Origin of the sequence: Corynebacterium sp. HMSC070H05 (assembly GCF_001837615.1) — a bacterium.
Classification (GTDB): Bacteria; Actinomycetota; Actinomycetes; order Mycobacteriales; family Mycobacteriaceae; genus Corynebacterium; species Corynebacterium coyleae.
On record NZ_KV833343.1, the window covers coordinates 119,794 to 144,154 of the forward strand.

Annotated in this window: 23 protein-coding genes and 1 pseudogene; 16 read left to right on the plus strand and 8 right to left on the minus strand. The window is 61.9% G+C overall.

Annotation, left to right across the window (positions count from 1 at the left end):
- Positions 1 to 18 precede the first annotated feature (18 nt).
- The 3 genes from mnmA (at position 19) to HMPREF2617_RS10430 (ending at position 3,486) form a co-directional block, all read left to right on the plus strand.
- A complete protein-coding gene (mnmA, locus tag HMPREF2617_RS10420; RefSeq protein ID WP_070840670.1) occupies positions 19 to 1,116 on the plus strand; it encodes a tRNA 2-thiouridine(34) synthase MnmA in 1,098 nt (365 codons plus the stop codon).
- Between the two features lie 213 nt (positions 1,117 to 1,329).
- Positions 1,330 to 1,647 carry a hypothetical protein gene (locus HMPREF2617_RS10425; RefSeq protein WP_141763052.1) on the plus strand — a complete coding sequence of 106 codons (318 nt, stop codon included), beginning with the start codon at positions 1,330 to 1,332 and terminating at the stop codon, positions 1,645 to 1,647.
- Between the two features lie 978 nt (positions 1,648 to 2,625).
- Entirely contained in the window at positions 2,626 to 3,486 is an 861-nt protein-coding gene (locus HMPREF2617_RS10430) for a uroporphyrinogen decarboxylase/cobalamine-independent methonine synthase family protein (protein WP_070840672.1), read from the plus strand.
- Positions 3,487 to 3,490: 4 nt separating this feature from the next.
- On the opposite strand, the gene HMPREF2617_RS10435 is transcribed toward HMPREF2617_RS10430, so the two are convergent.
- The gene (locus tag HMPREF2617_RS10435; RefSeq protein ID WP_070423028.1) at positions 3,491 to 4,165 is read right to left on the minus strand and encodes a 3'-5' exonuclease; all 675 of its coding nucleotides are present in this window, start codon (positions 4,163 to 4,165) and stop codon (positions 3,491 to 3,493) included.
- Between the two features lie 45 nt (positions 4,166 to 4,210).
- On the minus strand, positions 4,211 to 4,831 hold the full coding sequence (locus HMPREF2617_RS10440; RefSeq protein ID WP_070484282.1) for a Fic family protein: 621 nt from the start codon (positions 4,829 to 4,831) through the stop codon (positions 4,211 to 4,213).
- A gap of 282 nt (positions 4,832 to 5,113) precedes the next feature.
- On the opposite strand from HMPREF2617_RS10440, the gene ligA reads away from it, so the two are divergent.
- Positions 5,114 to 7,141: an NAD-dependent DNA ligase LigA gene (gene ligA / locus HMPREF2617_RS10445; RefSeq protein ID WP_070840673.1), complete on the plus strand. Its 2,028-nt coding sequence runs from the start codon at positions 5,114 to 5,116 to the stop codon at positions 7,139 to 7,141.
- A gap of 42 nt (positions 7,142 to 7,183) precedes the next feature.
- Here the strand turns inward: ligA and HMPREF2617_RS10450 are convergent, their stop codons facing one another.
- Positions 7,184 to 7,849, minus strand: a complete 666-nt coding sequence (locus HMPREF2617_RS10450) for an ACT domain-containing protein (RefSeq protein WP_070840674.1) — start codon at positions 7,847 to 7,849, stop codon at positions 7,184 to 7,186.
- A 101-nt stretch (positions 7,850 to 7,950) separates the two neighbouring features.
- Between HMPREF2617_RS10450 and gatC the strand changes: the two genes are divergently transcribed.
- Genes gatC through HMPREF2617_RS10480 form a run of 6 tightly spaced genes read left to right on the plus strand, consistent with a single transcriptional unit; the run spans position 7,951 to position 13,330 of the window.
- Positions 7,951 to 8,250, plus strand: coding sequence for an Asp-tRNA(Asn)/Glu-tRNA(Gln) amidotransferase subunit GatC (gene gatC, locus HMPREF2617_RS10455; protein WP_070422994.1), 300 nt, complete (start codon positions 7,951 to 7,953; stop codon positions 8,248 to 8,250).
- A gap of 3 nt (positions 8,251 to 8,253) precedes the next feature.
- On the plus strand, positions 8,254 to 9,735 hold the full coding sequence (gene gatA, locus HMPREF2617_RS10460; RefSeq protein ID WP_070452295.1) for an Asp-tRNA(Asn)/Glu-tRNA(Gln) amidotransferase subunit GatA: 1,482 nt from the start codon (positions 8,254 to 8,256) through the stop codon (positions 9,733 to 9,735).
- A 22-nt stretch (positions 9,736 to 9,757) separates the two neighbouring features.
- Positions 9,758 to 11,044 (plus strand): MFS transporter, encoded by a 1,287-nt coding sequence (locus tag HMPREF2617_RS10465; RefSeq protein ID WP_246819549.1) that lies wholly within the window; start codon positions 9,758 to 9,760, stop codon positions 11,042 to 11,044.
- A gap of 10 nt (positions 11,045 to 11,054) precedes the next feature.
- A complete protein-coding gene (locus tag HMPREF2617_RS10470; RefSeq protein ID WP_070820876.1) occupies positions 11,055 to 12,086 on the plus strand; it encodes an ATP-dependent 6-phosphofructokinase in 1,032 nt (343 codons plus the stop codon).
- 18 nt (positions 12,087 to 12,104) lie between these two features.
- A complete protein-coding gene (locus tag HMPREF2617_RS10475; RefSeq protein WP_070840675.1) occupies positions 12,105 to 12,623 on the plus strand; it encodes a mismatch-specific DNA-glycosylase in 519 nt (172 codons plus the stop codon).
- Positions 12,620 to 13,330 carry a GNAT family N-acetyltransferase gene (locus HMPREF2617_RS10480; protein ID WP_246821734.1) on the plus strand — a complete coding sequence of 237 codons (711 nt, stop codon included), beginning with the start codon at positions 12,620 to 12,622 and terminating at the stop codon, positions 13,328 to 13,330. The genes HMPREF2617_RS10475 and HMPREF2617_RS10480 overlap by 4 nt, the downstream gene beginning before the upstream one ends.
- Positions 13,331 to 13,340: 10 nt before the next feature.
- Here the strand turns inward: HMPREF2617_RS10480 and nadC are convergent, their stop codons facing one another.
- Positions 13,341 to 14,216: a carboxylating nicotinate-nucleotide diphosphorylase gene (nadC, locus tag HMPREF2617_RS10485; RefSeq protein ID WP_070840676.1), complete on the minus strand. Its 876-nt coding sequence runs from the start codon at positions 14,214 to 14,216 to the stop codon at positions 13,341 to 13,343.
- Between the two features lie 6 nt (positions 14,217 to 14,222).
- Positions 14,223 to 15,176, minus strand: coding sequence for a quinolinate synthase NadA (gene nadA / locus HMPREF2617_RS10490; protein WP_070840677.1), 954 nt, complete (start codon positions 15,174 to 15,176; stop codon positions 14,223 to 14,225).
- 21 nt (positions 15,177 to 15,197) lie between these two features.
- On the opposite strand from nadA, the pseudogene HMPREF2617_RS10495 reads away from it, so the two are divergent.
- Together HMPREF2617_RS10495 and HMPREF2617_RS10500 are read left to right on the plus strand one after the other, a co-directional pair.
- Positions 15,198 to 15,557, plus strand: a pseudogene (locus tag HMPREF2617_RS10495) (bile acid:sodium symporter family protein); the annotation flags it as partial.
- A 90-nt stretch (positions 15,558 to 15,647) separates the two neighbouring features.
- Positions 15,648 to 16,652 (plus strand): bile acid:sodium symporter family protein, encoded by a 1,005-nt coding sequence (locus HMPREF2617_RS10500; RefSeq protein WP_070840678.1) that lies wholly within the window; start codon positions 15,648 to 15,650, stop codon positions 16,650 to 16,652.
- A gap of 9 nt (positions 16,653 to 16,661) precedes the next feature.
- Here the strand turns inward: HMPREF2617_RS10500 and HMPREF2617_RS10505 are convergent, their stop codons facing one another.
- Positions 16,662 to 17,615, minus strand: a complete 954-nt coding sequence (locus tag HMPREF2617_RS10505) for a GNAT family N-acetyltransferase (RefSeq protein ID WP_070840679.1) — start codon at positions 17,613 to 17,615, stop codon at positions 16,662 to 16,664.
- Positions 17,616 to 17,716: 101 nt separating this feature from the next.
- On the opposite strand from HMPREF2617_RS10505, the gene gatB reads away from it, so the two are divergent.
- The 3 genes from gatB (at position 17,717) to HMPREF2617_RS10520 (ending at position 20,001) form a co-directional block, all read left to right on the plus strand.
- Positions 17,717 to 19,219: an Asp-tRNA(Asn)/Glu-tRNA(Gln) amidotransferase subunit GatB gene (gatB, locus tag HMPREF2617_RS10510; RefSeq protein WP_070484358.1), complete on the plus strand. Its 1,503-nt coding sequence runs from the start codon at positions 17,717 to 17,719 to the stop codon at positions 19,217 to 19,219.
- A gap of 123 nt (positions 19,220 to 19,342) precedes the next feature.
- Positions 19,343 to 19,585 carry a type II toxin-antitoxin system Phd/YefM family antitoxin gene (locus HMPREF2617_RS10515; RefSeq protein WP_070422983.1) on the plus strand — a complete coding sequence of 81 codons (243 nt, stop codon included), beginning with the start codon at positions 19,343 to 19,345 and terminating at the stop codon, positions 19,583 to 19,585.
- Positions 19,582 to 20,001 carry a type II toxin-antitoxin system VapC family toxin gene (locus HMPREF2617_RS10520; RefSeq protein ID WP_070422982.1) on the plus strand — a complete coding sequence of 140 codons (420 nt, stop codon included), beginning with the start codon at positions 19,582 to 19,584 and terminating at the stop codon, positions 19,999 to 20,001. The genes HMPREF2617_RS10515 and HMPREF2617_RS10520 overlap by 4 nt, the downstream gene beginning before the upstream one ends.
- A gap of 68 nt (positions 20,002 to 20,069) precedes the next feature.
- Here HMPREF2617_RS10520 and HMPREF2617_RS10525 read toward each other — a convergent pair whose 3' ends face one another.
- Positions 20,070 to 21,473 carry a YkvI family membrane protein gene (locus tag HMPREF2617_RS10525; protein ID WP_070422981.1) on the minus strand — a complete coding sequence of 468 codons (1,404 nt, stop codon included), beginning with the start codon at positions 21,471 to 21,473 and terminating at the stop codon, positions 20,070 to 20,072.
- Between the two features lie 158 nt (positions 21,474 to 21,631).
- Between HMPREF2617_RS10525 and HMPREF2617_RS10530 the strand changes: the two genes are divergently transcribed.
- The gene (locus tag HMPREF2617_RS10530) at positions 21,632 to 22,501 is read left to right on the plus strand and encodes a DoxX family protein (RefSeq protein ID WP_070840680.1); all 870 of its coding nucleotides are present in this window, start codon (positions 21,632 to 21,634) and stop codon (positions 22,499 to 22,501) included.
- Between the two features lie 18 nt (positions 22,502 to 22,519).
- On the opposite strand, the gene ilvD is transcribed toward HMPREF2617_RS10530, so the two are convergent.
- A complete protein-coding gene (gene ilvD / locus HMPREF2617_RS10535) occupies positions 22,520 to 24,358 on the minus strand; it encodes a dihydroxy-acid dehydratase (protein WP_070771754.1) in 1,839 nt (612 codons plus the stop codon).
- Positions 24,359 to 24,361 lie beyond the last annotated feature (3 nt).

The following is a 24,361-nucleotide window of genomic DNA, read 5'->3' on the forward strand; positions in this document are numbered from 1 at the left end:
GGACTACACTGCGCCGACATGCGAGTATTAGCGGCGATGAGCGGGGGAGTCGACTCTTCAGTTGCGGCGGCGCGTCTTGTGGAGGCCGGCCACGATGTTGTCGGCGTGCACCTTGCATTGAGCAAAGATGCGCAGCAGACGCGAGAGTCTGCCCGCGGGTGCTGCTCGCTCGAGGACTCTGCCGATGCGCGTCGCGTGTGCGACAAGCTGGGCATCCCGTTTTACGTGTGGGATTTCTCTGACCGGTTTAAAGAAGAGGTCATTGACAACTTCGTCTGGTCCTATGAAAACGGCGAGACCCCAAACCCTTGCCTGCGTTGCAACGAGAAGATCAAGTTCGCAGCCCTGCTGGACCGCGCGGTCACGCTCGGTTTCGATGCGATTGCCACAGGGCATTACGCAATTATCGACGACGCCGGCAACCTGCGCCGTTCCACCGACCCGAACAAAGACCAGTCGTACGTGCTCGGCGTGCTTACTCGCGACGAGTTGGACCGCTGCATCTTCCCGGTCGGCGATACGGAGAAGCCCCAGATCCGTGAGGAGGCCGCCCGCCACGGGTTTGCCACCGCGTCCAAGCCGGATTCTTACGACATTTGCTTCATCCCCGACGGCAACACCCAGGCGTTTTTGGGCCGCTCAATCGGCATGCGCCCCGGCATGATCCGGGACACCGAGGGCAACGAGCTCGCCGAGCACGACGGCGCGTTTCAGTACACGATCGGCCAGCGCAAGGGGTTGAACCTCCGCGTGCCTGCCGCTGACGGCAAGCCGCGCTACGTCACCGATGTGGACACGGCCACCGGAACCGTGACCGTCGGCCCGCGCGACGCGCTGCGCGTTTCGGAGATCACCGCCGACCGCCTGAAGGTGCTCCACCCGGCGATGTCCGAGGCTTCCGCGAATGGCGAGGAACTCGCCGCTCGCGTGCAGATCCGCGCCCACGGCGGGGTAGTGCCGTGCACCGCGCGTATCGAGGGCGACCAGATGACACTCACCCTCCACCAGCCACTCGAGGGCGTGGCCCGCGGCCAGGCTGCGGTGTTGTACCTGCCGGATCCGGATGGTAAGGGCGATATCGTGCTCGGCTCCGGCACCATCTGCGCGACGACGTAGTACGGATTCACTGGGGGGTCGCGCAAACCTCGTTAGTCGCACCTCGTTGATAGCCGAAAGGGGAATGGGGACAAATTGTTGGAGTGCATGTGGGGGACTTTGTCTCGTTGTTCTGCACTCGGTGCTTGTCGGTGTTCGGCGATGGTGGTGTAGCCGTCGCCGAGTGTCGACTTCAATCGTCTGTGGATGTAGAAGTCGATGTGGGTGTCAATATTGTCGCGCATCTGCGCCACCGTCATTGTCTTGCCTGCGGGAACAGTTGAGTACGGGTTCAACGCTAATGGTGACGCGGTAGCCATTGCCCCCAATGGTCGGAAAACAGTTTTGTCTTCAGCAAAGAAGATGGATGCTGAGCTGAATACAGTACCAGTCCAGACTATGGCGGCAGAGGGCCAAGACGATAAGGGAGTTCTTAGCGCAGCTGCCACAACCATTGCCGGTTGTGCTGGTGGCGTAATCGGTTACGATACAATCATGGAAATTCCAGAGAAGAGGGTTTTCCTACTGGGACTTGGTAAAGTTCCTCGCTAAGAAAATTGGACCAGGACTTGCGATCAGCTGCATTGCCAGTGCAGGTGGCGTCTTTTCAACCTACATAGGGTGGTAAAACATGCGCTCATTGGTAACGATTTGCGGATTTTTAGTGACACTTGGCATATTTCGTTTTTACACTGATATGCCTTGGTTCCCTTCTGTATTCTTTGGAAGCATCGCTGGGCTTATCGCAGGTGTAGCTTTGACAAAATCCGGGTGGCAGGCAACCCGTCGAATTGCGTATAACTTTTCTCAGGGATGGTCCTAGCACCGAGTGCCAGGATTGAATCAAGGTGGGGTGCAAAACACTCCCACTATGAAAAGGTTGGTGGGCTCACTCGAGCGCTAAGCGGTGTGGGTGCGCCAACTATATAGGCCGTTCAGAATGAGAGCGCTATGAGCTCTACCCTGGAGCTGCAGTCCATCTTCTTTAGCAGGGAAGACACCATTCTTTTTACGTGAGGCTCCGAGTAGAACAACGCGTTTGTCCAACTGCCGACAATAGACGTCTCCCCCTCCTGGGAGGGTATCTACTTCAAGGGTTTGGGAAGTCGCCGAACGTTCCACGGGGGCATTCCACAGCGATTCTATACCTCAACAGTGGCCTTGAGGCCAGTGCCGAGGGCAAGACTCCGGACGAAAGATAGAACGCCATTGAGGGCACACACCCTCGAGTTCCACTACGTTGGTCAAGACTGCACTCAGACCGAATACTTAATCGAGCGCGATAAAATGTCGGACGCTTACTCCAAAGCAGGAATGGTCGCGGTTTGAGCCGGGAGGCGTGGTCTATCTCCGACAGGATCCACCTGCCCTTTTGTGCCATTATGCAAAAGGCCGGCAGGTCTAGAAAGCGGTTGGCGGGGCGTGGGAGCAGACGAAGGCGCGGTCGGGCGACAAAAGAAGTAGCGCAGCAGGGACGTGTCAGGCTATGCGTTGAGCAGTGCCTAGGCGCTACCGCGTAACATCAGCGCCGTGACAACACTTCCTACCACCGCGTTCGGCCTCGGGCCCCTGCCCGGCACCGACCTCGCGCAAGCCGCGGACGTGGTGCTTTCCGAGTCGCCGCTGCCGCACGTCCCGCAACTGCCAGATCGCGGCGCCGGCTCCGATCTCATTGGGCGCACCGCCGCGCTGCTCGAGATCCCGATCGCTCCAGGCCCGCGCGGCTGGCGCGTGGCTGCCAGAAAGCGTGCCGACGCCGACCGCATGGCCCGCGACCTCGACCACCTCGAAGCGCTCTGGCACGGCAAGACGGACGCCGTCAAAGTCCAGCTCGCCGGCCCGTTCACGCTTGCCGCTGAGGTGGAGATGCCCAACGGCCACCGCATGATCACCGACCCCGGCGCGCTACGCGATATCACCGACGCGCTCCTGCAGGCGAGCGCGGACCACGTGCGCGACATCGAAACGCGCTTCGGCGCCACGGTGCTCCAACTCGACGAGCCGCGCCTCGGCGACGTCATGGCCGGCACGCTCAAAGGCGCGACCGACTACGAAACCATCGCGGCGATCCCGGAGCCACAGGAGACCCTGCACCGCTTCGGCGAGCACCTGTTGCACACGCCCATGCTTATCGACGACACCCCGTGGCAGACCACCGACCCCCGCACCTGCAACCGCGACGCGCTGGCACGATTGCTGGATACGGGTGCTCGCATTGCGATCCCGACCATGCAGCCACGCGAGCTCTACCGTGTGTTCGACGAGTTACAGATCGACCCGGCACAGACCCAGATCGATGTGTACGCCGAGCCGGCAGACACGCTGCTTGCGTGCGCGCGGAATTACGCTGCCGCTCGCGAAATGCACGAAGAACTCGCAAGCCAGCAGTAGCGCCCTAACCCTGCATCGGCCAGGCGGTGAGCACGCCGGAGGCGTCGCGCCCGTTGGCCTCAAAGTACTTCTTGCGGTCGGTCTGCATGCGGAAGTACTCCACGGCCTGCCACTCCATGAGGTCGCCGGACTCCATCTCGGCCAGGTCTGGGTAGGCCTTGCGCACCTGCATCCACGCCACACGTGCGGCGGCGAACGCGTCGGCGGTCGCCTCGTGGGCGTTGTCGATGCGCACCCCGTAGTGCTCACACATCGCAGTCAGGTTCCGTGGGCCCTTGCGGTAGCGGTCCTTCGCCCGGTCGACCACCAGCGGGTCGAACACAGGGCCGGTGACGGTGAAATCACCGGTGAGGTTGCGCAGCACCGTCAGGTCGTAGGGGGCGTTGAACACCACGAGTGTCAGGCCGTCTTCCCAGCCCTTCTTGATTGCCTCGACCGTCTCGCGCACCACCTCGTCGTGGTCGCGACCCTCCGCACGCGCTTTCTCCGTCGTAATGCCGTGCACCTTGGCGGCTTCTTCGGGGATTTCAATCCCGGGGTCGGCGAGGGTTTCGTTGGCGTCGACCACGCCGTCGTCGATACGCACTAGCGCAGACGTGACCACGCGAGCCTCGCGCGGGTTAGCGGAGGTGGTCTCAAGGTCGAAGGAGAGCATGCGGGAGGCATCGAATGTGGCCATGCCGGTCATTGTAACGAGCGCGCCGACACGAGTGATCCAAAGTCGTTAACCGAGCTTGCGGACTCCGATAAAGCTGGAGAGCGGAGTTGGATCTCGATTGAGGTCATAAGTGCGCAACAGGTCGATGTACACGCTCTTATCCAGGTTCCAGTCGTATTCATAAGTATGGGGAAGACCCTGTGACGCAGCAAATACGAGATCAGCCATGAGACGGGTGACTCGGCCGTTACCGTCGGTGAACGGATGGATACGAACTAGCTCAGCGTGGGTAGCAATACCCAACTGTCTGGCGGTGAGTAACGAAGCCTCTGCTTGATAACCAAGATTGCCAAAGGAAGCATGTAACTCAGTGGAAATGAATTGCGGATCCACGCCGATATTGAGCCCAGTGCGACGGAACGCTCCCGACCAGGTCCAGATGCCGTCGAATAACCACCGGTGAAGCTCGACAAGGAACGATGTTGTCAGTATCTCGTCGAGATGAAGTTCCGAATTGTCGATGTCCTCGAGAACCCTCGCACGAGTAACTGCAAGGGTCTGCTGTTCGAGGCTATGAATTGTGAGCTTGTCAGGGATACGGTCAAAATGTTCGAGCAGCGCCGGTTCGAGCGCACTCATCTCATCTCCGTCGAGCGGGGTTTCGCCGTAGCCGGGGTCTAACCCCATCCGCGTTCCTCGAAAAGCCGTGAGAGGATTTGCTGTTCAAGCTCGGACGGTTCGTAGGTCTCGGGAACGGCACGGCTCTCAAGAGCCATCGAGGCACGTGCAGCGCGGATCGATGCCCCGGACGCTTCAAAGCATTGCGCGTGTGTTGCTGTCATGGTGTGCCTCCCTTCTTCTAGCGCATTGTAGTAGCAGATCGAGTGCCTTGCGGAATACAACCTGGTGAACTTGGGACCCCTGCTGCAAGCGACAGGATGATTGTTTTAACACCTACACTGGCTCCTCGTGAGTGAAATTTCCGTTGATCTGCACCGTGAATGGGACGAACTAGCCGCAGAGGTCCGCAAGCACCGCGACCTGTACTACAACGGCCAGCCGGTGATTACCGACGCCGAGTTCGACGAGATGTTCCGCCGCCTCCAGAAGATGGAGGAGGAACACCCGGAGTTGGCGGTGCCGGATTCGCCAACGAAGCAGGTCGGCGCGCCGACGGCCGATTCCGCGTTCGCGGACGTAACACACCCCGAGCGCATGATGAGCCTGGATAACGTGTTCTCCGAAGAGGAGATGCGCGAGTGGCTGGACAAGACCCCGGGGCCGTACCTGGCGGAGTTGAAGATCGACGGGCTGTCCATCGACCTGATCTACGAAAACGGGGAACTGACCCGCGCAGCAACGCGTGGCGACGGCACTACCGGCGAGGACATCACCGCCAACGCGCGCGTCATCGAGGACATCCCGCACAAACTCACTGGCGACGCACCCGCGTTCCTCGAGGTCCGCGGCGAGGTATTCATCCGCCCTGAGGACTTCCCGGAACTCAATGAGTTGCGCCAAAAGGAAGGCGGCAAACCGTTCGCCAACCCCCGCAACACGGCAGCCGGCGGCCTGCGCCAGAAGAATCCGGAGGACGTGAAGAAGCGCAAACTGCGCATGATCTGCCACGGCATCGGCGCGCGCGAAGGCTTCAACCCGGCAACCCAGCACGAGGCGTACGAGAAACTCGCCGAGTGGGGCCTGCCGGTCTCCGAGTACACGCGCCGGGCTGAGACTGCGGACGATGTGCTCAAGGCCGTGAAGTACTGGGGTGAGCACCGCAATGATGCGATCCACGAGATGGACGGGCTTGTGGTCAAGGTGGATTCCGTCGCTGAACAGCGCGGGCTTGGCGCGACGTCGCGCGCGCCGCGTTGGGCGATTGCCTACAAGTATCCGCCGCAGGAGGTGACCACGAAACTGCTCGACATTGAGGTCTCTGTCGGTCGTACGGGCCGCGCGACGCCGTATGCGGTGCTGGAGCCGGTGTTCGTCTCAGGCTCGACGGTGTCTATGGCAACCCTGCACAACCAGCATGAAGTCAAGCGCAAGGGCGTGATGATCGGCGACACCGTGGTGGTGCGCAAGGCCGGCGAGATTATCCCCGAGGTGCTGGGCCCCGTTGCAGATCTTCGCGACGGCACCGAGCGCGAATTCGTCTACCCCGAGAACTGCCCCTCGTGCGGCACGAAACTTGCTCCCGCGAAGGAGGGCGACGCGGACTGGCGCTGCCCGAATACCCGCTCGTGCCCCGCACAGCTCGCCACCCGCCTGGAGTACATCGCATCACGCGGCGTATTCGATATCGAGGCACTCGGCGAGAAAGGCGCGCAGGATCTCATCGCGTCGGGCGTGCTTATCGACGAAGCCCACCTCTTCGATCTCACCGAAGACGATTTGAAGAAGTCCAGCGTGTACACCCGCAAGGACGGCGAGGTCAACGCCTCCGGCAAGAAGCTCCTGGCCAACCTGGAAACCGCGCGGCACGCCGACCTGTGGCGCGTGATCGTGGCGCTATCCATCCGCCATGTCGGCCCCACCGCGGCTCGCGCGCTCGCGTCGCGCTTCCACTCGATGCAATCGCTTATCGACGCCCCCGTGGCCGACCTCGCCGAAACCGACGGCGTGGGCGACGTGATCGCCGAGAGCTTCAAAGAGTGGTTCACCGTGGACTGGCACCAAAACATCGTGGACAGCTGGGCCGCAGCCGGCGTGACTATGGAGTCGGACGATCAGGACCGCGCCCCGCAGACGCTGGAGGGGCTGACCATCGTGGCCACGGGCACACTCGAGGGCTTTACGCGCGACGAAATCAAGGAAGCAATCTTGTCCCGCGGAGGCAAGGCGGCGGGTTCGGTGTCGAAGAAAACCGACTATGTGGTCGTCGGCGAAAACGCCGGCTCCAAGGCAGCGAAAGCCGAAGAGCTGGGCAGGTCGATTCTTACCGAGGAACAATTCGTGCAACTGCTCGAGGGCGGCCCAGACGCGCTTGCATAAGGCGCGCGGCGGGCAATGTGCCTCGTCGCTAGACGCGAGCGACTAGCTCAGGATCGCGCCCGTGATGCAGCCGAGGTCGCCGACTTCGCGCACCTCGGAGGCCAAGAAGTCGGGCCCGCCCACACGTCCGACGACGAGCACGAGGTCGGTGCCGTGCAGGGGTGCCACGGTCAGGGCGGTGTCCAACTGGAACCAAGACTCTGGCACCCATTCGTCGAAATCGGGCTGCAAGATGCGCGCGCCCTCGATTGCGGGCATCTGCGGGGTGGAACCGTCATCCTCGGGCGCGGCGGAGGAGGCAGCGACGCGCTCCAAACCGGCGTCGGAGTTGTTCAGCACCACCGCCCAGGAGGAGGTGACGGCCTTCGGCATGACGTTGACCAACTCTTCGAGCGTGTCGGCCTGTTTGCCCGAATGTGCCGCGATCTGGGCGAGCATCTGGATCTGTCCGCGGCGGTCGACGCGCCCGGTGAAGGGGCGGATCGAGTCCACTTCGGCGCCGTCGACGGATGCGACGGCGGTGATCAGGGTGTCCACCATGACTCCGGTGGGCAGGGTGACCACGATGTCGTCGGTCACGGTGCCGTCGAGTGAGGACTCGACGATGTCCACGGAGTTGATGTCGGCCTCCACGATGCCGAACGCCTCAGCGAGCTGGCCGAGGCTGCCCGGCACATCGGGGAGTGAAACGCGGATGAGGTACGACATGGCCTTATTTATAGCAACTGGGGGAGAAGAAGCGGTGGCGCGACGTGACGTAAGATAAGGCGCGTTAATCGCAACCCACGTTATGCCGAAGGGATGGGACTGTGGCTGAGATTTCACGCGACGAGGTGTCGCGCATCGCACGCCTGGCGCGAATTGCGCTGAAAGACGAGGAGCTAGACACGATTGCCCAGCAGCTGGACACGATTGTGGAAGCAGTGTCGAAGGTGCAAAGCGTGGACACCGAGGGCGTGACCCCGATGAGCCACCCGCACTCCATCGACGCCGGTATGCGCGCCGATGTGGAAAAGAAGGTGCTGACGCAGGAGCAGGCGCTGGATCAGGCGCCGGCTGTGGAGGACGACCGCTTTATGGTGCCGCAGATTCTCGGAGAGGGAGACTAAACGATGACGCAGTACACGATTCCGGCAGAGGGGCTCGTCGCAAAGCCAGCGCACGAACTTGCGGCGATGATTCAGGCTGGCGAGGTCACCTCGCGCGAAGTTACCCAGGCGTTTTTGGACCGCATCGCGGAGATTGACGACGAATTGGGGGCCTTCCTGCACGTTGGTGCCGAAGAGGCCCTGGCTGCGGCTGACAAGGTCGACGAGCAGGTAAAGAACGGCGAGGAGCCAGCGTCTGCGCTCGCTGGTGTGCCGCTGGCACTGAAGGACTTGCTGGTCACCACGGACGCGCCGACGACGGCTGCGTCGAAGATGCTTGAGGGCTACATGAGCCCGTACGACGCTACTGTGGTCAAGAAGCTGCGCGCCGCTGGCATCCCGATTCTGGGCAAGACCAACCTGGATGAGTTTGCCATGGGCTCTTCCACGGAGAACTCCGCGTACAAGCAGACGAAGAACCCGCACGATTTGGAGCGCGTCCCGGGTGGTTCCGGTGGCGGCACCGCTGCGGCGCTTGCATCTGGTGAGGCCCCGCTGGGCATCGGTACCGACACGGGCGGCTCGATCCGCCAGCCGGCATCGCTCACCGGCACCGTTGGCGTGAAGCCGACCTACGGTGGCGTGTCGCGCTATGGCGTGATCGCCTGTGCGTCCTCGCTCGACCAGGTTGGCCCGTGCGCGAACAATGTGCTTGATACTGCGCTGCTGCACGAGATCATCGCTGGCCACGACGAGTTCGACGCTACCTCCGTGGACCGCGAGGTTCCGGCGTGTGCCGACGCAGCTCGTGAGGGCGTTTCGGGTGACCTCAAGGGCGTCAAGATCGGACGCGTCAAGCAGTTCGAGCGCCCCGGCACCCAGGAAGGTGTCAAGGAGGCCATCGACGCCGCCTACGCTCAGCTCGAGCGCCAGGGGGCAGAGATTGTCGAGGTCGACTGCCCGAGCTTCGACGACGTCATGGGTGCGTACTACATCATCCAGATGTCCGAGGTGAGCTCGAACCTCGCGCGTTTCGACGGCATGCGTTACGGCCTGCGCGTCGGCGACGACGGCTCCCGCTCCGCTGAAGCAGTCATGGCAGCCACCCGTGGCGAAGGCTTCGGCGGCGAGGTCAAGCGCCGCATCATCCTCGGCACCTACGCGCTGTCGGTGGGCTACTACGACGCCTACTACCTGCAGGCACAGCGTGTGCGCACCCTGATCGCCCAGGACTTTGCCAAGGCGTTCGAGGGCTGCGATGTCATTGCAGCACCGTCTGTGCCGTCGACCGCCTTCAAGTTGGGTGAAAAGGTCGACGACCCGTTGGCGATGTACAACTTCGACCTGTTCACGCTGCCGCTGAACCTGGCTGGTTTGCCGGGCATGTCGGTTCCGGCGGGCAACGCCTCCGATACCGACCTTCCGGTTGGTCTGCAGTTGATCGCCCCGGCGTTCGAGGACGCACGCCTCTACCGCGTGGGTGCCGCATTTGAAGCCGGCCGTTAATCCCTGGAATACCCTCGCAGCCTTGGCTGCGGGGTATTTTCTTGTCCTGATCGACCAGGGCTTCATGCCCGTGATCACCCCGCTTCTGCCGTACGAGGTCGGCGGCGCGGTGTGGCTGACCAGTGTGTACTTGCTGTGCACGGTCGCGCCCATGCCGGCCACGGGACGGCTTGGCGACGCCTTCGGGCAGCGCCGCATGTTCCTCACCGGCCTGACCGTCTACGTGGCGGCGCTGGCACTAGCGGGCGCGTCGTGGTCGTTCGGTTCCCTGATCGTCGCGCGTGCGCTCCAGGGCTTCGGCGCGGCGGTGTTCCTGCCGCAAGCCTTCGGTCTGATCCCGCGCGTGTTTGCCGACGACAAGCAAGGCCGCGCATTCGCCGTGTGGGGCGTGATCGGTTCGGTGGCCTCGCTGATCGGGCCGGTTGTTGGCGGTGCGATTGCGCAGTCCCAAGGTTGGCGTGCGGCGTTTTACGCCCAGGCTGGGTTAGGCGCCGTTGCGCTGGTCGCCGGTGTCATCGCTCTGCCGCGATTGACGACGACAGGGAAGCGGGTCACCTTATTACCGGTCGTGCTGTCCTTCGGCGGGCTTGGGCTGTTGGTCTACGGCATCCAGTTCGGCTATTGGCCCTCGATCCTGTTCGGTGTGCTGCTGCTGGGCGTGCTTGTGCAGTCCGCACGCAACGGTACCGACGACGGGTTCCTACCAATCGAGCTCCTTTCGGACCGCGCTTTTGCACTAGGCACACTCGGCGTGGCCTCCATGGGGTTCACCGTCGCCTCGATGTTCATCCCCCTGATGTACTGGCTGCAGACGGTCGCCGGAGCGTCGCCGTCGGCAGCGGGCCTGATCACGGCGCCGATGTCGGTGCTTGCGCTGGTGCTTACCCCGGTGGCCGGCTACCTGACCGATCGCCGCAACCCCGGCAAACTCTGCGCGATCGGGTTTGCCCTCAGCACTGTGGCGCTGGTGCTGGCGATCGCGCTCATCAACGCCGGCGCCAACCTGTGGTGGTTCACCGCAGTCACAGCGCTGCTGGGTATTGGCGGCGCGTTTGTCTGGGCGCCGAACGCGGCAGTCACCATGCGCGGCATCACCGAGGGACAGACCGGCGCTGCGTCCGGGTTGTACAACACCGCGCGCCAGGTTGGCAGCGTGCTCGGCGTGGCACTTGTGGGGGCAGTGCTCGCCTCCGGGGAGATCGATGTGACGGCGTCGAAGGCGCTGGTGTTGCCGGTTGTGGCGATGGTGGTGGGCGTGGTGTCGTCGATACGCATTGCGCCGCGGGCAGGGGCAGGCGCAGCGCGCTAGGCTGGCGTGCATGCGACTTGCCACGTTGACCTCTGGAGGAGATTGCCCCGGACTAAACGCCGTTATCCGCGGTGTGGTCCGCACCGCGAACACCGAATACGGCTCCACCGTCGTTGGATACCGCGACGGTTGGGTCGGTTTGATGGAGGACCGCAGGGTCGATCTTTACGACGACGCCTACATGGACTCCCTGCTTCTGCGCGGTGGCACGGTTCTAGGCACGGGCCGCCTGCACCCGGACAAGTTCAAGGCTGGCATCGACACGATCAAGGCGAACTTGGACGACGCCGGCATCGACGCGCTGATCGCCATTGGCGGCGAGGGCACGCTCAAGGGTGCGAAGTGGCTCTCCGACAACGGCATCCCGGTTGTGGGCGTGCCGAAGACGATTGACAACGACGTTGCCGCGACCGACTACACCTTCGGGTTCGACACCGCCGTGTCCGTGGCCACCGACGCGATCGACCGCCTGCACACCACCGCGGAATCCCACAACCGCATCCTGATCGTGGAGGTCATGGGCCGCCACGTCGGCTGGATCGCCCTGCATGCCGGCATGGCGGGTGGTGCGCACTATACCGTGATCCCGGAGGAACCGTTCGATATTGCGGAGATCTGCAAAGCGATGGAGCGTCGCTTCCAGATGGGGGAGAAGTACGGCATCATCGTCGTCGCCGAAGGCGCGGTGCCCAAGGAGGGCACGATGGACGCCGGCCTTGGTGAAGAGGATGAGTTCGGCCACAAAACCTTTAATGGCATGGGCCAGATCATTGGCGACGAGGTGAAGAAGCGCCTCGGCTACGACGTGCGCACTACAGTGCTTGGCCACATCCAACGCGGCGGCACGCCGACCGCCTACGACCGCGTGTTGGCCACCCGCTACGGCGTCCACGCCACCCGAGCGGCACACGTCGGCAACTTTGGCAGCTGTGTGGCCCTACACGGCGAAGACATCGAACTTGTTGCGCTCGAGGACGCCGTGGCAAAGCTCAAGACGGTCCCGGAGCGTCGCTACGCCACCGCGAAGGCGATGTTTACATAGCACCCGGACGCGCATGCTATGAAAAACCGCATTCCTAACCCCTGCCGCCTGCTCATCGTCGGCATCAACCCCGGCCGCCTCACCGAGGAGGTGGACGCGCCGTTTGCCTACCCGGGAAATCGCTTCTGGCCGGCGTTGGAGGCCGCAGACATCACCCCATACCGTGTCCACGCCAATGAGGGGTTATCGGAGGAAGACGCGGCCATGCTCGCCGAGCGCGGCATCGGGTTTACCAACCTGGTGGGGCGCATGACGCCGAAAGCGTCGGACCTTTCCAAGGCGGAGCTCGTGGAGGGAGGGGAGGTGGTGCGGAGTGTCGTCGAAAAGCATCAGCCCAGAGCTGTGATGTTCGCAGGCATCGGGGCGTACCGCGATGCTTATCGACGACCAAAGGCCACCCGCGGTCTTCAACCCGAAACCCTCGCCGGAGTGCCGGTGTGGGTGGTGGGCAACCCCAGCGGGCTCAACGCGCACGAGACCGTGGCCACGCTCGCTGAGAGCTACCGGGAGGTCTGGGAGGCGACAGCGCCGCTTTGACGGCCGATGGTGCGATCGCCGTGCGCCGTTCACGGGCGCTGACACGCTACCGGCAGGGCGATGATCACCTAGGTTTACAGCTGGGGCGCTCTCATGCCCCTCGTTCACTATTTTCGGAGGCACCGTTGAATTTCTGCGACAACCCCACCTTGAGCAATGAGTGGGTCACTCTCGAGCCCCTTGGCCTGCAGCACGCGGAAGCCCTTGCCGCCTGCGTCGGGGATCTGTCGAGTTTGTGGTACCAGGACCACATTCCGACACCGGGGGGAGTGCCCGAGTACATCGAGACGTATCTCGCTGATCAGCACCGCGGGGTGCGCGCGCCGTGGGCGATTGTCGAACCGGAAGGATCGGCGATCGGCGTGACGACGTTCCTGCACCCGGATCCGACCAATCGCAACATCGAGATCGGATCGACCTGGATTGCCAAAAACGCCCAGGGCGGAAAGTTCAACACGGCGGCGAAGCTGCTCCTGCTTCAGCGCGCGTTCGAGGACCTCGGCTGCCTGCGCGTAGAGATCCGTACGCACTACATGAACCGCCAGTCGCGTGCGGCTATCGAAAGACTCGGCGCGAAGCTCGATGGAGTGTTACGCCGCCACAAAATTCTCGCCAGCGGTCTCGTGCGCGACACATGCGTCTACTCCATCCTGGACATTGAATGGGCGGAAGTGAAGACCTCGCTCAAGGCCCGCCTGAACAGGTGATCCGCCGAGGTCAGGTCAGCGCGTCGAGGCCAATATCCAGGATGGTGACCGAATGCGTGAGCGCGCCGACGGCGAGGAATTCAACGCCCGTGTCTGCGTAGGCGCGGGCGCGATCAAGCGTCAAGCCACCCGAGGATTCGAGCATCGTCGCTGGGGACAGTGCATCTCGCCGGGCGACTGCCACCCGCGTGTCTTCCACTTCAAAATTGTCCAGCATGACCAGAGTCGGCTTCAATTCCAGGACCTCGGTGAGCTGATCTAGGTCATCCACTTCGACCTCAAGGGGGAGGCCTGGGAATGCGTTGGCCGTGCGTCGATATGCGTCGGCTGCGCTACCGACGCTCGCGACGTGGTTGTCCTTGATCAGTGCCGCGTCACCCAGACTCATGCGGTGGTTGACACCTCCGCCGCAACGCACGGCGTATTTCGCCAAATCGCGGTAGCCGGGAAGCGTTTTCCGGGAATCCCTCACCCGCGCCCGAGTGTCGGAAATAACCTCCGTCCACGCAGAAGTCGCGGTCGCGATGCCGCTAGCGTAGGTGAGCAGATTCAATGCAGTCCGTTCCGCCGACAGAATGGCGCGCGCCGGGCCGGACACCGTAGCAAGACAGTCACCGGCCGTCACTCGATCGCCGTCGGCGACATGCACAGACACGTCGACAGCGGGGGAAATCTCGCGCATAGTCCATCCCACAACGTCGATTCCCGCGACGGTCCCGTCCTGGCGGGGGACCACCTGTGCAGTGAGAACCGCGTCCATGTCGATTGTCGCCACGGATGTGGCGTCGGGGCCATGAGCGAAGTCCTCCGCGAGACCGAGACGGATGAGTCGCTGTATGGCCTCCTTATTCAGTGGAGGGAAGATCGGCTGAGCAGGCGTTGTCATCGGTGTCTATTCACCGCTTCCCGGTGTGCCGATGGCGATCATCCGCTCCAATGACTGGCGCGCCTTCGCCGCGACATCCTCGGGCACGGTTATCTCGTCGCGGAGGTCCCGCAGGCTGCGAACCAGCTTTTCTGGGGTGATCATCTTCATGTACCGGCAACTAGCTTGGGGGTTCACGGGCTGGAAATCCGCCAGCGGAGCCCGCTTTCGCAACTGGTGCAGCATTCCCACTTCGGTGGCTACGAGCACAGTTCCTTCTGTGTCGCGGTCTGCTTGGTCGAGCATCCCGCCGGTGGATAGCATGTGCACGCGCTCCGGTTGGATCACTCCTTCGCCAGCGAGGAAGATTGCGGAATTCGCACAACCGCATTCTGGGTGGATATACAGCGGCGCATCGGGGTGCGCCGACGCTTGTTCCGCAAGCTCCTTGCCGTTGATTCCTGCGTGGACATGGCATTCGCCCGCCCAGATACGGATGTTTTCGCGGCCGGTCAGGCGCTTCACGTGGGCGCCGAGGAACTGGTCGGGGCAAAAGAGGATTTCACGGTCCGGATCGATGGAATCCACCACCTCAACGGCGTTCGAGGAGGTGCAGCAGATGTCCGTAAGGGCCTTAACATCGGCGGTGGTATTCACATAACTGACGACGACCGCACCAGGGTGTTCGTCCTTCCATTGCTGAAGTTGCTTAGCGGTGATGGAGTCCGCCAGAGAGCATCCGGCATCTTGGTCCGGGATGAGCACCGTTTTGTCGGGGCTGAGGATCTTGGCGCTTTCCGCCATAAAGTGCACACCGCAGAACACGATCACGTCTGCGTCGGTGTCGGCGGCGATACGAGATAGCGCGAGTGAATCGCCGGTGAAGTCGGCGATGTCCTGGATCTCCGGGATCTGATAATTATGCGCCAGAATGACGGCGTTTCGTTCGCGCTTAAGTTTGCGTACTTCATCGGTCCACATACGCCCAATGTAATCCGGGGCGCTCTGTCGGTGACGATGACATCGGTTTCCACGCTGCTCGCCCCAATTTTCACCTCGCTACTCACACTCTGGCTGGCCGGTGAGCACATGGATGTCAGCGCAGGTCCAATGGCGTGGTCGATCGTGAAAATGGTCATTCTGCCGGTCGGCCTCGGCCTCCTCGTCCGTCTCGTCGCATCGTGCCTTGTGGCGGCCGTTGTGCCGGTGCTGCCGTGGGGCTCGGTCATCGCGATCGCAATCATCGTCACCATTGTCGTGGCCGGTAGCCGCGACAAACTCGCCCAGGCCGGCCTCGTCGTCCTGCTCGTGGTCGAACTCCACAACGCCCTTGGTTACGCGTTGGGCTACGCCACCGCAAAGGCGATGTTCACCTAGGCCACGCTGGGGTTTCCTAACGGAATCTCCAAAACCGCCCCGCGAGTCCATATTGTGAGAGTATAATCTCACGCTATGAGTCAATCGAGTGGTGGGGCGACCACCGCCGAAGATCGTTCGGCCCTGATCGCCTCTGTTGTCTTCCCGATCCTCGTCGTTGTCGGCGGCTGCATCGGATATTTCACCCCGTCTGTTGTTGCGCCGATTACCGGGTGGACAACCTGGCTTCTGGGCGTGGTCATGTTCGGTATGGGATTGACGTTGAAGGTTGCTGATTTTGCGATCATCGCGAAGCGCCCGACGCCTGTGCTGATCGGAGTGATCGCGCAGTTTGTCATCATGCCGGTACTGGCGGTGCTCATTACGTGGATGCTGAATCTGCCACCGGAAATCGCAGCTGGTGTCATCCTCGTCGGCTGCGCCCCGGGCGGCACGACCTCCAACGTGGTGACCTACTTGTCACGCGGTGATGTGGCGCTGTCGGTGGCGATGACCACGGTGTCCACGCTGCTCGCGCCGATCTTCACGCCACTGCTCACCCTGTGGTTGGCGGGGCAGTACCTGCCAGTAAGTGCTGGTTCGATGGCGATCTCCACGGTCAAGATGGTGCTGCTTCCGGTCCTGCTCGGCCTCGCGATTACGTTCTTTCTACCGAAGATCGCCCAAGCGATCTTGCCAGCGCTTCCGTGGATTTCTGTCGTCGCCATTGGGGCGATCGTCGCGATCATCGTCTCGGGTTCACGGGACAAGATCGTCGAAGCGGGTCTGCTTGTCTTGGTAGCTGTGATGATCCACAACCTGCTCGGCTACGCGCTTGGCTACTTCACCGGCAAGGGGACGAAGCAAACCGAATCGGCCTCGCGCACCATCGCGGTGGAAGTCGGCATGCAGAATTCTGGCCTCGCCGCCACGCTCGCTGTGCAGTACATGACCCCGCTTGCCGCGCTGCCGGGTGTCATCTTCTCGGTCTGGCACACCCTGTCCGGCGGGATCTTCGCCATGGTCATGCGTCTTCGCGATGACCGCGCGAAGCGTGCCGAGAACCCAGCAGCGCCTGCCGCAGAACCCATGGTGGTCTAGGGCCATCCACTACAAGTCGCCGCGACGTGCCACCCACACGAACGCGGCGATCTTTTTACGCCCGACAGCGAGCGCGTTGCCCAGCGACGGCCCATTGCCCGCATGGATCGTCCCCCACAACGTGTCGCCGGGGTGCGCGGGGAGAACGCTGCACAGGTGCTGCATTGCGGCGGGGGCGAGGCCGCGGCCGCGCGCGTGGTCGTCGAGAAGAAACTCGTAGACCTGAAACCCGCGCATCCCGTTGGCGTCGTCGCGCGCTGCGGCGATAACGCCGGCGCGTTGGCCTCCAACTTCCACTGCACACAGTGCGCCTGTTTCTGCGCAACTTTGCAACTGCGGCAATGTCGCTGCTTCGGTCCAGGTCGCCACGTCGGGCGTTTGCTTCACGACGTTGCCCAGCACGTCATCTGCGTATTCCACCATGTCCTCTGGAGCTGCCGGGATAAGCCTCACCTGGTCGCTCAGCGGGCGGCGTGGACTAGCACGCAGCTCGGAGACGAGGCCAGCAACGATCCACTGATCCACATCGGCGCTCTCCGGCGGGTTGGGCAATTCGAACCGGATTGCAACCGGCGCAAAATCAGCGAACTCGTTGTGCAAGTGCTGCGCATACGGTGCTAACCCGTCGAGTTCCGGAGGCACAGATGTAGCGACGACATGCACAAACGGCTTCTTGGGATCCAATCCCAGAAACCGGATTCCGGCCACACACCAGTGCCCGTCGGCAAACTTAACGTGCCGGTTTGCCCACGCCAGCGGGTCCTTGACGTTCGGCCCGTCGATGCTGTTGAGGTGATCGCGAAATCCCACGCCGAACTCGCGGTTAGCTACGTGCTCCGCGTGCGGGCGCATTTCCTTTCGCGCGAGGCGGAGGCGTTCGTCTCGCGGGTACCAGTCGCGCAACTGTCGGGGCATCCAAGCCTCGTAGGCGCGAGTCATCTGTGCAAGTAATTCGTTGTCCATCCTCCGCACCTCTCAGTCTTGAAGGAGGTTTTATTTTAGGTAAATTTCGCCACGGCGAGCTGGAGCGCGAGCACAACGGGTGGGGCAGTAGAATGGCCCGCATGACTGCCTACGATCTGATGGATTACGACGAGGTACTGGAAAAGTACGACCCGGTAATGGGCCTTGAGGTGCACGTCGAGCTCGCAACTGAGACGAAGATGTTCTCCACGGCCTCCGCCCATTTTGGTGCGGAGCCGAACTCCAACGTTGACCCGGTTTCGCTCGGCCTGCCGGGCGCACTGCCGGTGGTCAACGCCAAGGGTGTGGAGTGGGCAATCAAGATCGGCCTGGCGCTGAACTGCAAGATTGCGGAGTCATCCCGCTTCGCGCGCAAGAACTACTTCTACCCGGATCAGCCGAAGAACTACCAGATCTCTCAGTACGACGAGCCGATTGCGTACGACGGCTACCTGGACGTCGTGCTCGAAGACGGCACCGAGTGGCGTGTGGAGATCGAACGCGCACACATGGAGGAGGACACCGGCAAGCTCACCCACCTGGGCTCCGCTTCCGGTCGTATTACCGGTGCTACCGCTTCGCTTGTGGACTGCAACCGTGCAGGCGTGCCACTGATCGAGATCGTGACCAAGCCGATCATCGGCGCCGGCGAGCGTGCCCCGGAGGTGGCGAAGGCATACGTCGGCGCACTGCGTGAGCTGGTGAAGGCGCTCGGCGTCTCCGATGCTCGTATGGACCAGGGCAGCATGCGTTGTGACGCCAACGTGTCCCTGCGCCCAGTCGGCCAGGAAGAGTTTGGCACCCGTACCGAGACCAAGAACATCAACTCCCTGAAGTCGGTCGAGCAGGCCGTGCGCTTTGAGATGCAGCGCCAGGCTGCCGCGTTGGAGAACGGCGAGGAGATCGTCCAGGAGACCCGCCACTACCAGGAGAAGGACGGCTCCACCTCGAAGGGCCGTCCGAAGGAAGAAGCCTCCGATTACCGTTACTTCAACGACCCTGACCTGCCGCCGGTGATTGCAAAGCCGGAGTGGGTTGAGGAAATTCGCGCAACCCTGCCAGAGTTGCCGTGGGTGCGCCGTGCTCGCATCCAGGAGGAGTGGCAGCTTCCGGAGAAGGAATTCCGTGACCTGGTCAACGCTGGTGCGTTGGATCTCATCGTGGACACAGTGGAAGCTGGCACGACCCCGGACGAAGCACGTTCCTGGTGGGTGTCCTACATCGCCGGTAAGGCCAACGAGGCAGGCAAGGATTTGGACGCGCTCGGTGTTACCCCGAACGATGTCGCACGCGTGGTTGCGTTGGTCAAGGAGGGCAAGCTGACCACCAAGCTCGGCCGCCAGGCGATCGACGGTGTGATTGAGGGGGACGGCAACGTTGATGAGGTCGTCGCAAAACGTGGGCTCGAGGTTGTGCGTGACGACGGCGCCATCGAGAAGGCTGTCGACGACGCACTTGCCGCCAACCCAGACATCGTGGAGAAGTACCGCGCAGGCAACAAGAAGGTCACCGGCGCAATCGTCGGCGCCGTAATGAAGGCCACCCAGGGTAAGGCAGACCCGGGCCAGGTCAACCAGTTGATCGCGAAGAAGCTCGCGGAGTAAAACCTCAGCGAAGAACCAGCCGGCCCCGACTGATGTACGGGGCCGGCTGGTTCTTCTTTGGTGGGTTGTAGGTAATGGTAACAATGCATATCCTGTAGGTACGTACCTGCAGGGAGGTGTGTTATGACCGCTATTTCCGCCAGAGAATTCAATCGGGATGTCAGTGCCGCGAAGCGCGCCGCGCTCGATCACCCTGTGATCATTACTGATCGTGGGGAGCCGTCACACGTTCTGCTGTCGATCGACGACTATCGTCGGCTCTCATCGTCAGAAACTGGGTGGGTAAAAGCAGTTCAAATGAAGGATGAAGATATAGAATTCGACCCTCCACGAGCTGAATTTAAAGTGCGGAGTCTCGACCTGTGAGGTATTTATTCGATACCAACGTTATTAGTGAGCTGCGGAAGCCGCCCGGCCGAGTGAATCCTCGAGTGGCGAGTTGGGCCGACAACCTGGCAGAGGGAAACGTATACATCTCTTCCATCTCAGTTTTTGAGATCGAAAGAGGAATTCTGCTCAAGCAACGTACGGATCCAGTGCAGGCTGAAAGGTTGCGCGACTGGTTCAATGGTCAAGTTAAAGTTCAATTCAAAGGGCGCATTCTTCCTTTTGATGAGGACGTAGCCTCTGTGGCGGCTGCGATGCACGTCCCGGACCCGAAAGCGACTGCGGATTCTTTTATCGCTGCTACCGCTCAAGTACATAGCCTTATCGTTGCGACACGGAATACCCCTGGCTTTGAGTCGATGGGCGTTGAGCTAGTTAATCCCTGGGAGATGTAACCGCGAAACGCGAAAGCCCCGGCCAGTGTGGTGGATGGCCGGGGCGGGGGAGTCGTCGTCAAGCAGTGCTACTTGTTTTGAGGCTTGACGGCCGGGAACTCGCCAGTCTTGTACATCTCCTCGTAGGACTTCCAGTGGATTTCGTCGCCCGGGGTATCGGGTGCGCCCTCGTAGGACTCAGACTCCGGATCGAGCGCAGGCACGTCCGCGATATCGAATTCGCTGGAAGAGTCCGCGTGCAGATCCGCAGCAACCTCTTCCTGGACGGACTGCCACAGGTCTTGGCCGCCCATGTGGGAATCGCCGGTGAGCTCGTCGACTTCGTTGCGCTCGGCGCGGGTCAGCGGCTCGCCTTCCGGATCGAGCGCGGTCTCGGCAAGCTCTGCAAGACGCTCGCGGCGTCCCGTCTCCTCCTGGATGTTCTTGCGGTCGCGGAACCAAGCCACACCCATAGCAATGCCAAGGGCAAGACCGAGGTAGCCCAGAACCGGGTAAACCCAACCAAGCAGGTCAGCGAAGCCAATGAAGGACAGGGCGTAGCCGACGAGAACCGCCGCGAAGTAGTACGGGCGGAACTTGCCCGGCTTGTCGTGGCTGAGGCGACGACCGCTGGCGTAGAACATGCCGACGGCGGTGTTGTAAATCATCAGGTAGATGACAATGGAGACGAACACGCCCACTGCCGGGTGCATGTTGTCGAAGACCATCAGTAGCGGCATGTCTGCGTCCATCACGTCTGCCATGTTGCAGAACAGAATGAACGTGAGGATCAGCAGCAAGACAGCGAACATAATGCCGCCCAGCAGGCCACCCTTACCGGCCTGTGCAGGGTTCATGTGGGAGCCAGCAAAGACGAGCATCATGGAAACGTCCATGATCATGACCAGGGTTGCGTAGTTCAACGCGGTGATCAGCCAGTTACCAAACGTGCCTGATGCGCTTTGGTTCTGCTGTGCAATCTCGTTGATGTATCCGAAGTCGGACGGGATGTTCGTCAGTGTGATCACAAACGCGGCGAGCAGGCAGATGATCAGCAGCGGCGTGATGAAGGAGAAAACGTTCGTGAGCCTGTCGATGTCAAGAAGACCGGACAGGAGCAGCAGCACAACCATGATGGTCGATCCGGCCCAAGTTGGCAGGCCGAATTGTTGCTCGAGGTTCGCGCCAGCACCGGCGACCATGACGAAGCCGATGCAGAACAGCGTGAACACGGTGGTGATGTCCATGTATTTAGCAATCCACGGACGCGAGACACTCTTGAACACGGCACTGTGGTCATCGGCCATGTAGTAGGAACCGAGCTGGTAGACCCAACCACTGAAAATTGCGATCGCGGCACCTGCGATGGCGGCGCCGATGATGCCCTTGTAGCCAAAGGCAAGGAAGTATTGGATGACTTCCTGCCCGGAGGCAAAACCAGCGCCGACAGTCAGGCCCACGAGCGCGAGGGCGACTTTGAGCGTTTTACTCATCGATAAACAATCCTTATATAAATTTGCGTAAAAGATTTAGAGCGCGTAGCAGGGTAACACCATTACACGGGCTTGGCTAACTAGGTTTGTTGACATCGGTGCAGCGCACCCCGGCGAGTTGACAAATCACAGCGAAGTTTTCGCCTAAGTTGTAGGCCATGGCTAAAAATCCACGCGATCTCACACCCGACGATCTGAACAACCTGGAAAACGTCGCTGACGTGCCCGAATACAAGGAGGATGCTGCGACGGGGATTTTTCCGCAGACTTCCCAGACGGGCGACGAGGTGCGCCTGAGTGCCGATAAGGCAGCACAAGCCTCTGCGCCGTCCGCAGGCTCTACTGCGGTCCCCTCGGCGTCTGCATACTCATCCGACCCGGCACCGGTGACATCCGCGTTCATCCGTGAATCTGAAACCATCGCACCGGCAGCCCCCGCAACTTATGCGGAGGAGCCGGTCGAGCCGGTTGCGGTGGATCCGGCACCGGTTGCAGTAGAGGAGGAAGACGCCCGCCGTGGCACGACTGATTTCGGCTTGCTGCTGCTGCGTCTGTTCCTCGGCGCGTACCTGATTATTGATTCCGTCGCAGTGTTCTTCCGACTCGGCGGCAACGACGGTATCGCCGGCCTAGAAAATGCATTCGCCAACTACCCGTACGGCAACGGCCTGGCTGTTGTTGTTCCCACCCTCGAACTCACGGCCGGCGTGTTCTTGGTCCTTGGTCTGCTCGGACCGATTGCGGCAGCTGTGGCGATCGCCGTCACCGGCTTTTTGGCGCTGCACGCATTCAACGGTCAGACGGACGGCTTCAACGTCTTCGCCTGGACGCCGGAAACGTGGGTGCCGGTCATGCTGCTGGCAGTGTCTCTCGCAGTGCAGTTCACAGGCCCAGGCCGCTACGGTATCGACGCCTCGCGCGGTTGGGCGAAGCGTCCGCTGGCATCGTCCTGGATCTGCGCCATTGTGGGTCTTGCCGCAGCAGGTGCGGCGTGGTGGTTCGGCACCGGGATTAACCCGTTTGCCTAAACCACACGCACGCTGCGTTTAGTCCACTTGGCGGACGGCGCCCTTGTCGGCGCTGGTTGCCATCTTGGCGTATGCACGCAAAGCCTTCGAAACCTCGCGGACACGGTTCGGTGTCCAGGGGTTGTCGGAGGCTTCCATAGCTTCACGGCGCTTTTCCAACTCTGCTTCCGGCACATCCAGCTTCAGTTCGCGGTTGGACACGGAGATGGCGATGGTGTCGCCGTTTTCGATGAGGCCGATCAGGCCGCCTGCGGCAGCTTCGGGGGAGATGTGGCCAATGGACAGACCGGAGGTGCCTCCGGAGAAGCGACCGTCGGTGATCAGTGCGCACTTCTTGCCCAGGCCAGCGCCTTTGAGGAATGACGTCGGGTGGAGCATTTCCTGCATGCCCGGTCCACCTGCTGGGCCCTCGTAGCGGATGACCACAACCTCGCCTTCGAGCACCTCGCGGTTGAGGATCATGGACACAGCTTGCTCTTGCGAATCGACGACGCGTGCTGGACCGGTGAACTCCCATAAGCCTTCTTCGACGCCTGCGGTTTTCAGGATGGCGCCGTCCGGGGCTAGGTTGCCGCGCAAGACGACAAGGCCGCCGTCGGAGGTAAACGGGTGCTCGACGTCGTGGATGACGCCATTTTTCGCATCCGTATCCAGGCTTTCCCAGCGCGCGCTTTGTGAGAATGCCTTCGTGGTGCGCTCACCGCCCGGTGCGGCGTGGAAGAGCTCGAGCGCTTCCTCGGTAGCGCTTCCGCCGCGGATGTCCCAGTCTGCGAGCCATTGGCTTAGCGACGAGTACGTGATCGAATGCACATCATCATGCAGCAATCCAGCGCGGTGGAGCTCACCCAGGATGGCTGGGATGCCACCTGCGCGATGGACATCCTCGACGTGTGCCTCACCGTTCGGGGCAACCTTGGACAGGCAGGGGATCTTGTGTGACAGATCGTCGATATCTGCCAGGTCGAAGTCGATTTCACCTTCTTGGGCTGCGGCCAGGATGTGCAGGATGGTGTTGGTGGAACCACCCATTGCCATGTCGAGCGCCATGGCGTTGCGGAATGCATGGACGTTGGCCACGTTGCGGGGTAGGACGGATTCGTCGCCCTGGCCGTAGTAGCGCTCGCAAAGGTCCATGATGGTCTGGCCAGCGCGCTCGAAGAGTTCGCGGCGTGCGGTGTGGGTTGCCAGGGTGGTGCCGTTGCCCGGCAGTGACAAGCCAAGTGCTTCGGTGAGGCAGTTCATGGAATTAGCGGTGAACATGCCGGAGCAGGAACCACAGGTGGGGCAGGCGTTGTTGGCGATACTGTCGAGCTCGTCGTCGCTGACGTCGTTGTTAGCGGAAAGCGCGATGGCGTCGATGAGATCGGACTTCGGCTTAGTCACACCGCCGACAGAAAACGCCTTGCCGGCCTCCATCGGGCCACCGGAGACGAAGACGGCGGGGATGTTCAGACGCATTGCGGCGTTGAGCATGCCTGGGGTGATCTTGTCGCAGTTGGAGATACACACCATGGCATCCACGGTGTGGGCGTTGACCATGTACTCCACCGAGTCGGTGATGATCTCGCGCGAGGGCAACGAGTACAGCATGCCGGAGTGGCCCATGGCGATGCCGTCGTCGACCGCGATGGTGTTGAACTCCTTGGGTACGCCGCCTGCGGCGCGGACAGCGTCGGCCACGATGTCACCAACATGTTTCAGGTGAACGTGGCCAGGCACGAACTGCGTGTAGGAGTTCACGATGGCAACGATGGGTTTGCCAAACTCGTGCTCGCCGGTGCCTGTAGCGCGCCACAGGGCACGGGCTCCGGCTGCTTGGCGGCCAACGGTGGTGACACGTGAGCGAAGGGGGATCACGGT

What these genes read in the sequence shown, in the direction of transcription:
- HMPREF2617_RS10505 (WP_070840679.1), bottom strand. Translation starts at nt 17,615, where the DNA reads ATGGACAACGAATTACTTGCACAGATGACTCGCGCCTACGAGGCTTGG.
- nadA (WP_070840677.1), bottom strand. Translation starts at nt 15,176, where the DNA reads ATGTGGACCGATGAAGTACGCAAACTTAAGCGCGAACGAAACGCCGTC.
- HMPREF2617_RS10500 (WP_070840678.1), top strand. Translation starts at nt 15,648, where the DNA reads ATGAGTCAATCGAGTGGTGGGGCGACCACCGCCGAAGATCGTTCGGCC.
- HMPREF2617_RS10530 (WP_070840680.1), top strand. Translation starts at nt 21,632, where the DNA reads ATGGCTAAAAATCCACGCGATCTCACACCCGACGATCTGAACAACCTG.
- HMPREF2617_RS10515 (WP_070422983.1), top strand. Translation starts at nt 19,343, where the DNA reads ATGACCGCTATTTCCGCCAGAGAATTCAATCGGGATGTCAGTGCCGCG.
- gatA (WP_070452295.1), top strand. Translation starts at nt 8,254, where the DNA reads ATGACGCAGTACACGATTCCGGCAGAGGGGCTCGTCGCAAAGCCAGCG.
- HMPREF2617_RS10440 (WP_070484282.1), bottom strand. Translation starts at nt 4,831, where the DNA reads ATGGGGTTAGACCCCGGCTACGGCGAAACCCCGCTCGACGGAGATGAG.
- HMPREF2617_RS10475 (WP_070840675.1), top strand. Translation starts at nt 12,105, where the DNA reads ATGAAAAACCGCATTCCTAACCCCTGCCGCCTGCTCATCGTCGGCATC.
- gatB (WP_070484358.1), top strand. Translation starts at nt 17,717, where the DNA reads ATGACTGCCTACGATCTGATGGATTACGACGAGGTACTGGAAAAGTAC.
- nadC (WP_070840676.1), bottom strand. Translation starts at nt 14,216, where the DNA reads ATGACAACGCCTGCTCAGCCGATCTTCCCTCCACTGAATAAGGAGGCC.
- HMPREF2617_RS10470 (WP_070820876.1), top strand. Translation starts at nt 11,055, where the DNA reads ATGCGACTTGCCACGTTGACCTCTGGAGGAGATTGCCCCGGACTAAAC.
- HMPREF2617_RS10450 (WP_070840674.1), bottom strand. Translation starts at nt 7,849, where the DNA reads ATGTCGTACCTCATCCGCGTTTCACTCCCCGATGTGCCGGGCAGCCTC.
- HMPREF2617_RS10435 (WP_070423028.1), bottom strand. Translation starts at nt 4,165, where the DNA reads ATGGCCACATTCGATGCCTCCCGCATGCTCTCCTTCGACCTTGAGACC.
- mnmA (WP_070840670.1), top strand. Translation starts at nt 19, where the DNA reads ATGCGAGTATTAGCGGCGATGAGCGGGGGAGTCGACTCTTCAGTTGCG.
- HMPREF2617_RS10525 (WP_070422981.1), bottom strand. Translation starts at nt 21,473, where the DNA reads ATGAGTAAAACGCTCAAAGTCGCCCTCGCGCTCGTGGGCCTGACTGTC.